Here is a 9,946-nt window from a genome sequence, read left to right on the forward strand (position 1 = left end):
CGGCACCCGGCCTCGGCCCGCGGCCGCTGACGGCGTTGCGCCGATCGCACGGGGCTAGATATCGGATGTGCTAAGAACTCCTAACAGAATGAGTTGTTTTTGAGCCGACGCCAGCAGATGACGCTGCAAGCGATGCTGAGGAAGGCTTCGTGGATGTCATCGCGGATCTCCCACCGGATACGCAGGCGCCGGAACCAGTGCAGCAGTGCAATCGTCTGTTCGACTACCCAGCGGTAGACGCCCAGCCCGGATCCGTGGTCGTTGCCGCGGCGGGCGAACCGGGGATCGATGCCCTTACCACGCACGATCCTGCGGTGAATGCCGGAATCGTAGGCCCGATCGGAGTAGAGAGTGCCGGGGCGTCGGCGAGGCCGTCCGCGTCGCCCCCGGACCGGCGGAACAGCCTCGATCAGTGGCACGAGTTGGGTGAGGTCATGACGGTTGCCGCCGGTGAGCGTCACCGCCAGCGGAACCCCGCCACCATCGGTGATCACATGATGCTTGGAGCCGGTTCTGGCCCGATCTACCGGGCTCGGGCCGGTTTTGGGCCCCCCTTTAAAGCCCGGATATGCGAGCCGTCCACCGCGGCACGAGACCAGTCGATCAACCCAGCAGCGTTGAGCTCTGCCAGCAACAGCTCATGCAACCGCTGCCACACCCCGGCCCCGTGCCAATCACGCAACCGGCGCCAGCACGTCATCCCCGAACCGTATCCCATCTCCTGCGGCAAGAACTCCCACGGAATGCCGGTATACAACACGAACAATATGCCGCACAACACTTTCCGGTCGTCCAGCCGCCTGCGCCCAGGATGACGGAACCGCCGCTCGACGGTGGGTAACAAGGGTTCGACCAATTCCCACAGCCCGTCCTCGACCTCCCACGGCCTGCGCTGAACCACCCGCACCTCCTGCCGAGACCAACCACCATCAGTCCAGCAAGATCAAACCAAATCCAAGATCATTCTGTTAGGGACTGTGGATTTTTTTAAGGGCTCTGGCCCACTTTCGGTGGTGGCTGGCGGGTTCAGGCCAAGAGGATGCGGTGGCGGAGCAGCCGGAACCCGGCGCGGCCATACATTTGTCGTTTGATCAGCTTCGTTTTCGTGTTCACGCCTTCGACCGGGCCGTTGCTGTAGGGCATGCAGAGTCCGGCCAGGACCGCGTGGTAGTCACGGTCGATGCCGCGCAAGAACGGGTCGAGTTCGGGTAGCGCCGCGGCGCGGGCGCTGCTCATCCAGTCGTCGAGGTCACGGCCGCGGTGGTCGGTGACGATACGGGCGAAACTGCTCACCAGTTCCGCGAGCACGGTCAGGTCCGGGCAGGCCGCCAGCAGCTCGGTGAGGTGAGCGCGGCGCTGCTGGCCTAGTTCGCTGGGGCGGGTGGTGATCCAGGCAGTGAGACGCCGGGGCAAGGGCATGACTCGGTCGGACTCGGCTCGGCCCTGATTCAGGTATTTGTGCAGGAGATTCAGGCTGCCGGTGTAGCCGAGATCGGTGATCTCGGCCAGCAGGGTAGTGACCGCAACACCGGGCTCGTTGGCGCGGCGAGCACGCAGGTGATCACGGTAGGGGTCGACCAGACTGGCCCGGTATTGCGGTGGGCGGCGCAGCTTCTCGGGTGCGCTGACGCGGGAATACCGTTTGACGGTATTGAGGCCGAGGCCGAGTCGGCGGGCGCAGTCCATGAGTCCGACCCCGTGGTCGAGGAGGTCGTGGATGGCGTGCCAGCGGGCGAGGGTGGTGGTTTCGCGGGTCAACTGCCGGCGTTTCGGGCCGGCTGCAGCCCAGCAGCGGGCGTGGGCGGCGACCACCTTCTCCGCTGCTCGCACCAGGTTGTGCCACAGGTGCCAGCGGTCGGCGATCTGGATCGCCCTCGGGGCGCCGCGGCGGATCGCTTCGGCATAGGTGGCCGACCCGTCACGCACGACGAACTCGACGCCGGGGTGCGCCCGCAACCAGGTTTCCAGGGTGGTGGAGCGGCGGTCGGGCAGGACATCGATGCGCTGGTGGGTCGCGCCGTCGATCAGCACGGTGCCGTATCGGTGGCGGCGCAGCAAGGCGAAATCGTCCACACTGAGCACCCTCGGCACTTTCTGGGTTTGCAGCGGGATGCCGAGCAGCACCCGCACCGCGGTTTGCCGCGACAAACGTACCGACCAGCGCCCGAGCATTCGGACCGCGGCCCGTCCGGCCAGCTCCCGCACGGCCGCACGCACGTGTCCGGTCAGCCGGGTAGTGCGCCGCTGATAGCGTTCCAGCACGCCGGGGACTTGTTCCCGAAAGGTGCGCTGGCATCCCCGGGTCTGGCAGTAGAGGCGCCGGATGCGCACCCGCACCACCACGCTGCGGCCATCGACCGGCAGGTCGGCCAGTCGCCGTTCATGAACTCCATGAACGCGGGCTGATCCCGCGCCACAACCTGGGCATTCAGCCACACCACCTGGAGTCCGGGCCTGGACCACCAGCCGCGATCCCGCCACACCCACGTCCTCGACAACCAGCGGCGCTAGACCTGAAAACACCACGCCGACACCAACACTCACCTCAGCCACGGGGCTATCGTGCCGCCGTCACCTCACAGGCACCACCGAAAGTGGGCCAGAGCCGGGAAAAAAAAGACTTGCACCGGCTCTGGCCGAGCAGCACGAGGTGCTCACCGCCGGTCGGACAAGCGGCGATGTGAACGTCGATATCCGCTCTGCGGAATCGATCGAACGCATGTACAAGGAACTGCCGCCTCTCGACGCAGTTGTGGGTATCGCAGATTCTGGTGCACTCGATGACTTCGAGACACTGTCCGAAGACAAGCTCGACGACAACATGAGGGGCAAGTTCTACGGTCAAGCCAACCTAGTACTGATCGGGCAGCGATACCTGAATCCGGGGGGTTCTTTCACTCTGACCTCGGGCATCTTCGCCGACCACCCCTGGAAGACGGTCACTGGCGGCGGGGTGGTCAGCGGGGCGTTGCACAGTTTCGTCTTGTCCGCTGCGCTGGAACTACAGGGACGCTTCCGGGTCAACGTCGTCAGTCCGACGATGATAGGTGACTCCGTCGACCAGTTCGGAAATCTCTTTCCCGGGTTGCCGGTAGTTCCGATGGATGAGCTCATCGAATACTACCTAGACATGATCGAGGGTGACGTGACCGGTCAAATCATCCGAGCTTACGGAACTTCGCCGTGTCCGGCGTGAGCTCGCAATCCAGCAGAATCAAGGAATAGCAATGAGTTTCCATCAGAGTGTGATCATCACGGGCGCTGCTTCTGGTATTGCCTACGCAGCAGCTGAATTGCTCAGAGCCGATGGATGGACGATTGTCCCGGTCGACCGCGACGCGGACGCGCTGTCAGAAGCGTGCGACAAGCTGAAGGAACAAGGAGTACGAGTCACTCAACGGATCGCGGCAGCCCCTGGCAGTCGATCGAGGTTGCGGAGTCCCCTGTGTCGCAGGGCGTCAAGATCCACCGGTATGTGATCGGAGGTGCGAAGCGGGACCTGCTCACCATTCCCTACCACCGTCTGCCCAGCCGCTATCCCTACCAGCTCACCGTCCCGCAGAGTGAGATCGACCGAGTGCTGGAGAACCGGCTCGAAAACTCGGCGTTCGAGTACGTCGCCCGTGTACGGTGCATGCGATCCGGCAGGATGACTCCGGCGCCGAACTGGATGTGACGGACGACCATGACAAACAGTCGACTGTGCGAGCGCGATACGTGGTTGGATGCGACGGCGCGCATAGCATGGTCCGCGCGGCGCTCGGAATCGACTTCGCCGGTGGCGCAGTGGTGCATCCGGTGGTCTTCTCCGACGTATGCCTCCGCTCAGTGCTTCCCTCGAATGAACTACGGGGCTATATTTCCGCTGCTGGTGCGGTAGTCGCCGGGCCGTTGCCAGGTGGGCTCCACCGCGTGGTGGGCCCGCAGGAGGGAGCATCCGCCACCCCCGAGCTCGCGGACATCCGAGACCTTGTTCGACGACGATTCCCGCACCGAGCTCGGGTGGAAGTAGATCGGGTGCGCTGGGCATCGACTGTGCAGGTGCAGGACCGGCTCGCGGAGCGCTGTCGAGCGGGCCGGGTATTTCTGTGCGGAGACGCGGCACATACCCACTGGCCCCTCGGCGGGCAGGGTATGAATCTCGGAGTGCAGGGCCACCGAGACCTTGCTCGACAGTTACGAAACCGAGCGAAAGCCGGTGGCGCAGGATGTCGTCCGCACCACGACCATGCTCGCCGGGATCGTGCTCGACCAGGCGCTGTCCGGGCATGTTCGTGGGCGGCTGATCCGGGCACTGGCCTGGTCGGCGGGCCGGCGGGGCGCAGTTGGCAACGGGATGGCCCTCGTCAACTCGCACCTACAGGTGAGCTACGCAGTCGGGCGCACCGGGAAGAACATCCGGCCTGGGGACCGATCGACACTCATGCCAGCAGTGGCCTCAGTTATCAACTGATTTTGCCAAACGGCACCAGAAGCGAGCAGATCGGACGGGCAGTGGCCCGCGCGCCGCTACCGGTGGGGATCGTGTTCAGCGACGAAATGGCTGTCGCACAGCTGGTTCGGCCGGATGGACATCTCGCGGCAATCGGCCCAGTCGAATACGCTGCCGCGCTTGTATATGCACTGGTCGAGGACCCAACAGGTCTTTGAGTCGGTTCGGTCAACCGGCCAACCATGCTCTGCGCACAGACCTCGGCGCTGCTGGGGAAAATGGGCTCCACAGCGGGGAAACATCGAGGCATTCGATCCCATCTGTCAACTCGGCGAACTTTCGACTGTTCGGGATGCCTACTTCTACCCCGCGTGGTGGTCGCTCGCATGAGGCGGGCGACCACCACGGCGAGCGAGCTGCCCAGTAAGCGAAGTTGCGGCCTTGATGATCTGATTGCGGGCGGTGTCGAATGTGACCTTGGTTGGTCGCATGAGTTTTCTTGCACCGCCCGGCAGATGGGAACTGAGCTGTCGGACGAACCAAGCATCACTCCGAGGGGTCGGACCTGCGAGCGACTCGGTCTGACGCACCCGAGCGTTGTGGCTTTTTATATCCAAATAGTTTAATATGAAACAAGTATCATATGCTATGGTGGCATAGCGCAAGCGATCGTCCACCACGGCGGTCTGTTCTATCTTGCGACGGTGACCCAACCGGCGCGCCGCCCGACCGTGGACCAGTGGGCGAACCCATGTGCAATCACCGACGTCGACCTCTTACCCGAAAGGATTGGTCTGTATGACCGATAGCGGGGCTGCATCAAAAAACGATTCGGCCGCAGCCGATTTCGACCAGATCTACCGCGACGGAGACACCGCCGGCATGTCTTTCGAACGGCTGCCATGGGATATCGGCAGGCCTCAGCCATTGCTCGTGCAATTCGAAGAGGCCGGTCGCATCGCCGGTGAGGTGCTCGACATCGGCTGTGGACCGGGCGACACGGCCATCTATTTGAGTAGTCGCGGATATCGGGTGACCGGGCTCGACATCTCCCCAGCAGCGATCGACCAAGCTCGGCACCGTGCAGTGCTGCGTGGGATCACGGTGACGTTCGAGGTCGCTGATGCGACCAGCTTGGACGGCTACGAGGGCTGTTTCGACACCGTGGTCAGCAGCCAGCTCCTCCACTGCCTCGAGCCGTTTCAGCGCGAAGCTCACGTAGCGGCCTTGACGCGGGTGTTGAAACCCGGTGGCCGGTTGATCCAATTCAGTTTCACCCTTGGTGAGTCTGCTCAGTTCTATCGTCTGTTCTCGATCTCCGAGGAGGATCTGCGTGCCACGTTCACTCCGCCGGAGTGGTCGATCGACACGTTGCAGTCCGGCCATATGGAGGGATTCAAGCCGCCGGAGCAATTGATGCAGCGTTTTGCCGAACACGGCTACCATCCAGATTTCACCGAGGACGGATTGATGCTGCTACCCGTCTGTGTGCTCGAAGCTCGGCGAGTCTGAGTCGGTCGGCGCCGGTGCGGGGCGGCCCATCCGAGAAGGCCGACCGCACCAGCGTGGGTTGCTGTGGAGTCCGTCCTATCGGAATCGGACCTGATGTACGGGCAAGGAGGGCGCGGGTAGTCGGCGGAAATTCGCCTCGACGAGGGCCCCGCGGGTCCGGGTGCGAGCGATTGTCGCCCATCTCGCCGATCAATAGCCGGTAACGTTCACCAGTTCGGGCCGAGATCTTCGGCGGCATGCGGTGAACGAACACCGGACGTTGCGCGATCTGGGGGTGACGTTGCGGTCCGGTTGTGCCGGGCGAGGGGTGAGCATAGCTGCGGGCCGGTCAGGTCGCGGAGCCAGTGCTGTGCCGGGCCGCGCTATCGGATCCACTTGCCGGTCATGGAGTGCTGGTCGAGAGGGCCCTGTGACCGTGCGGTCGGCGCTCCGGCGCGGTCGCACAACGCCGCGGATAGTGGTGTAGCTGGCCGGTATCCGGCGCTAAGGCGCGGGTTCCGGGCTAATGGTCAGCGGGTTGGTCAGCTCGTGGTTTCGGATTGTGAGTCTCGAGAGGACGGATGAATGGCCTGGATCTGCCAGGTGCGAACAGCCTGGCGGGGATTTCTCGAGAGGCTGCCATTCGGTTTGCGTGAGCATTGACCACGGGTACCTCGGACGCGGTCGGCAAACAGTGAGGGACGGATCAGCGAGGCTCGGGCATTGGCCGAAATGTTCCTGCGTGCGGAACGTGATGCTGCGATGCCGATCGATATGTCCGCGCGAGCGTTGATCAGCAACGGTCAGGTTTACGACCGACGGCGGGAAGATGCTTACAGGCAACGACGTCGACGCGGTGACCGGACGGGCCCGATTGTCCTACCGGCGGGCGGCCGAGCTATTCGAGACCTACACCAGCCACTACGCCGATGGCCCTTACGCGCTGCACCAGTGGCGGCATTCGCGGCTCACGCACGCTGCCGACGAGTGGGTCTCGACTCCGGTGCTGATGAAGTTGACGGGCACCTCGGTGCGCAGCCTGGCGAAATACGCTCGAGTGTCCGACGAAGGGCTGCTGCGGTTCCAGGCAGACAGCGGCCCGGCCCGCCCGCCGCCGGCCGGGCCGCTGACCGCATCGGACCAGAGCGTGGGTGGCCGATGCGGGTGTCCAGGCTCGCCAAGGCTGCCGCCCCGGAAGATATCTACCCCGCGTCAACGGAAGAGAGTCGGGATACGTCAACGGAAGGCCGTGGCGTTCTCCGCAACCCACCGACCAGCGGTCTGGCAGGGGACTCGGTGATCCGCGAGACGGTGTCGCGCACCTCGAGCAGTTCGTCGTTGACATCCCCGCTCGTCACATCCGGTACCGCATCCGCGGCCTCTTCGCTGAAGGCGGCCACCATTTCGAACGCGCTTGCTCCCGTCTGATCTCGGCGAATTCGATCTCCCGGCCCAACTCGGTGGCGGGGATCGCTACCTGCTGACGCGCTGTCACCTGTTCGGGACCGGTCAGGGCATATCTCTGGCCCCCGCGAGAGGGCTCGGTGAGGGCAACACGCGCCACCGACGCGATGTCCGCGGGATGAATCGTGGAGGCCCGATATCGGCGAAGGGCGCCCGTACAGGCTGGTGCCCACGGATCTCTGCCGTCCACAGCATGGTGTTCGAGGCGAACTGGAGTCGGCTGCAGGATTGTCCAATCCATACCGCTGGTCTCGAGCAACTGCTCGAAGGTCAAGTTTTCCGCAGCAGGTCCGAGGTGAGGACGCGTCTGGTCGGTGATCGATTACACCAGCACCACATGCTCGACACCTGCTCGGCGGGCGGCAGTCGCGACATGCGCGGCGTCAGCACCCTTGTCGTACTGGCCGAATCCGGTTCGCTCCTTGGTCGCATCTTGTAGTTGAAACGCAGCGAGTATCGTATGATGACGAGATAGTATGAGTAGGGGACGATATTGAGAACTGTATGGTTTGTCAGCCGATTGTTCACCGGGGTCTTTGCGGGCTTCATGGTGGGTGTTCTGGTCTTGGAGTTCTCCTTGCGAGGCGCCGAGGGGGCTGTTTATACCCAGGTCCGCTTGGTCGAGCTGGACCGGCTGGATCTCTTGGCCGCTGCTACCTTGATCCCTGCCCTGATCTGCACCGGCGTTGTCGCCGTAATCGGTCACCGCCGCGGCGGCTCCTGGGTGCCGGCCGCGACCGTCACGGTCGTACTCGCGGCGATCTTCCTGCTCAGCGCGGTTGTCAATATGCCCATCAACCTCGATCAGGCCGATTGGCGGCCCGATCAGGTGCCGACGGATTGGCTCGCCATACGCGACCGGTGGCAGGTATCGCACGCGGTCCGGACGGTTGCCGCGCTCGCCGGCTTCGGGTTGCTGCTCATCGCCGGTGCGCCGCCTCGGCGGCCCGCGCGTATATAGGCCTCCGCGGAAAACGCTCTGAGGATTTCGGGTTCCGGTCACTCGGGTCCAGCTGGAGGGAGGAAGTAATGAAGATACTGGTGGTGGGGAGAATCCGGGAGCGAGTCGAGGCCGCGCTGGCCGTGCTACGAGCGGAAGGCTTCGACGCGGTCGGTGCCACCGAGGACGATGAGGCTACTGCATATATCCAGTCGGCGAGTTTCACCGACCTTGTCATCGGTGCCGGGGTACCTCGTAGCTCACGGTCCGCGCTCCGCCGCAATGCCGCGGCGCGAGGGATGATGGTGATAAGCGCGAAACCGAGACAGGGCGGGATCGAGAAGTACGTCCGAGGGACGGTGATCCCACTTCTCCGCCGGTAGCTTGCTTCATCGGCGGCAATCGCCGGGCCCACTCGCCCTTATGCGCATCACAAGTTATAAGCCTGCTGAAATTGCTTCGAACATGGACAGAGGATAGAGATCCGTGGATACACGTTATCGTCAGCCGTTCAACAAGATCATCATCGGACTACAGCGACTCGGTGTCGTGTTCGGCCCGATGCAAGTACTCACCGTACCCGGGCGGCGCAGTGGGCAGCCCCGAATCTTTCCGCTGGCCGTGAGCGAATTGACCACCGGCCGATACATCATCCAGGCCTACCCGAAGGCCGCATGGGTGGCCAATGTGCGTGCGGCGGAGACGGTCACGCTCAGCCGGGGGCGAAGAGCCGTCACAGCACGCCTTGTGGATCTTCCCGTGGAGCAACGTCGCCCGGTGTTGCGCGAACTGATCGAAAAAAGTCCGGCGAGCGTTGCTGAACGGTTGGTCGCGACCGGGCTGGCCGAGAAAGCCACATCGGCCAGTGTAGTGGCGGCCGCGCATCGCATTGCGGTGTTCCGGGTCGAGATCATCCGCTGATTCCCGTCATGGTCGCGGAAAACAGCCGACGGATTATGAGTTGATCAGCCGCGCAGTTATTTCGCAAGCAGCGCCACCGGCATGGTCGAGGCTCTCCGTACCGCACCTCGGTCCGGTCGAAGGTCCTTGTTTCGTACCGAGCTATTCGATCGGCCGGGCGTTCGGTCCGCGAGATCCCTACCTCCGCCAGGTGTCAGCAGCGGTCAAGATTACCGTGCGTCGGGGTCCGAGGCGGGTCCGATCCCTGTCGACCAGTCGGCGAGCACGCACGGTGGGCCGGATTCCGGTTTGGGGAACAAGGTTACGCCGGGAACGAGTGACCGATGCCCACGACATCAATGTGTGACTGCGGTGCCGAATGACTCGTAGAAGGGGACCAGGTTTGGCCGAGGGGCAATTCTCGATCGATCCCGACAGGCTGCACGCCGAGATCGCGGAATTGAAACGGCTCGCCGCGGAGACCGCACAGATCGCAGCGGAATTGCGCGAGGCTCATACTCGGAGAGGAGTGTTCTGGGGTGATGACCAACCCGGCAAAGGATTCGGCGCTGGCTATGAACTCGGAGTGGAACAGGGCATCGGCGACTTCGAGAATCTCGCCGCTTATACCCAAGAATTGGCGATTCGGGTTGCTAGTGCCTCGTCCAGATAGGTTGCGCTGGTAATCCGGGGTGTCGGTTTGATCGTGTGCTCGCCGA

The 9,946-nt window shown here is 63.6% G+C and carries 12 protein-coding genes and 1 pseudogene; 11 read left to right on the plus strand and 2 right to left on the minus strand.

All coding sequences use genetic code 11. The features are described from left to right. Positions 1 to 80: 80 nt before the first annotated feature. Positions 81 to 901, minus strand: a protein-coding gene (locus tag IEY68_RS35125; protein WP_199804927.1) for an IS5 family transposase whose coding sequence is annotated in 2 segments (ribosomal slippage) — positions 81 to 559 and positions 559 to 901 — 822 coding nt in all. Because the reading frame shifts where the segments join, the coding sequence is not laid out codon by codon here. Positions 902 to 1,026: 125 nt separating this feature from the next. Then, a complete protein-coding gene (locus IEY68_RS35130; protein ID WP_058854641.1) occupies positions 1,027 to 2,553 on the minus strand; it encodes an ISL3 family transposase in 1,527 nt (508 codons plus the stop codon). Positions 2,554 to 2,632: 79 nt separating this feature from the next. On the opposite strand from IEY68_RS35130, the gene IEY68_RS35135 reads away from it, so the two are divergent. The 11 genes and pseudogenes from IEY68_RS35135 to IEY68_RS35180 all read left to right on the plus strand — a co-directional run bounded on the left by IEY68_RS35135 (position 2,633) and on the right by IEY68_RS35180 (position 9,900). After that, a complete protein-coding gene (locus IEY68_RS35135) occupies positions 2,633 to 3,196 on the plus strand; it encodes a short chain dehydrogenase (RefSeq protein ID WP_063916474.1) in 564 nt (187 codons plus the stop codon). A gap of 31 nt (positions 3,197 to 3,227) precedes the next feature. Next, positions 3,228 to 3,479, plus strand: a complete 252-nt coding sequence (locus IEY68_RS37290; protein WP_082681309.1) for an SDR family NAD(P)-dependent oxidoreductase — start codon at positions 3,228 to 3,230, stop codon at positions 3,477 to 3,479. Further along, a complete protein-coding gene (locus tag IEY68_RS35145; RefSeq protein WP_058854643.1) occupies positions 3,446 to 3,676 on the plus strand; it encodes a hypothetical protein in 231 nt (76 codons plus the stop codon). Before IEY68_RS37290 ends, IEY68_RS35145 begins: the two co-directional genes overlap by 34 nt. Then, positions 3,631 to 4,134: pseudogene (locus IEY68_RS37295) on the plus strand (FAD-dependent monooxygenase); the annotation flags it as partial. The gene IEY68_RS35145 and the pseudogene IEY68_RS37295, both read left to right, overlap by 46 nt. A gap of 64 nt (positions 4,135 to 4,198) precedes the next feature. Continuing rightward, positions 4,199 to 4,453 (plus strand): hypothetical protein, encoded by a 255-nt coding sequence (locus tag IEY68_RS36670; protein WP_058854645.1) that lies wholly within the window; start codon positions 4,199 to 4,201, stop codon positions 4,451 to 4,453. A gap of 777 nt (positions 4,454 to 5,230) precedes the next feature. After that, positions 5,231 to 5,944 carry a class I SAM-dependent methyltransferase gene (locus IEY68_RS35155; RefSeq protein WP_058854646.1) on the plus strand — a complete coding sequence of 238 codons (714 nt, stop codon included), beginning with the start codon at positions 5,231 to 5,233 and terminating at the stop codon, positions 5,942 to 5,944. Between the two features lie 1,636 nt (positions 5,945 to 7,580). Then, the gene (locus tag IEY68_RS36675; protein ID WP_199804928.1) at positions 7,581 to 7,826 is read left to right on the plus strand and encodes a hypothetical protein; all 246 of its coding nucleotides are present in this window, start codon (positions 7,581 to 7,583) and stop codon (positions 7,824 to 7,826) included. Positions 7,827 to 7,880: 54 nt separating this feature from the next. Next, positions 7,881 to 8,348 (plus strand): anthrone oxygenase family protein, encoded by a 468-nt coding sequence (locus IEY68_RS35165; protein ID WP_199804929.1) that lies wholly within the window; start codon positions 7,881 to 7,883, stop codon positions 8,346 to 8,348. A gap of 68 nt (positions 8,349 to 8,416) precedes the next feature. Beyond that, positions 8,417 to 8,710, plus strand: coding sequence for a hypothetical protein (locus tag IEY68_RS35170; RefSeq protein ID WP_058854650.1), 294 nt, complete (start codon positions 8,417 to 8,419; stop codon positions 8,708 to 8,710). A gap of 103 nt (positions 8,711 to 8,813) precedes the next feature. Beyond that, entirely contained in the window at positions 8,814 to 9,248 is a 435-nt protein-coding gene (locus IEY68_RS35175; RefSeq protein ID WP_058854651.1) for a nitroreductase/quinone reductase family protein, read from the plus strand. 382 nt (positions 9,249 to 9,630) lie between these two features. Continuing rightward, positions 9,631 to 9,900 carry a hypothetical protein gene (locus IEY68_RS35180; RefSeq protein WP_058854652.1) on the plus strand — a complete coding sequence of 90 codons (270 nt, stop codon included), beginning with the start codon at positions 9,631 to 9,633 and terminating at the stop codon, positions 9,898 to 9,900. Positions 9,901 to 9,946 lie beyond the last annotated feature (46 nt).

The sequence above is a fragment of the Nocardia jinanensis genome, assembly GCF_014645735.1.
In the GTDB taxonomy this organism is placed as follows: domain Bacteria; phylum Actinomycetota; class Actinomycetes; order Mycobacteriales; family Mycobacteriaceae; genus Nocardia; species Nocardia jinanensis.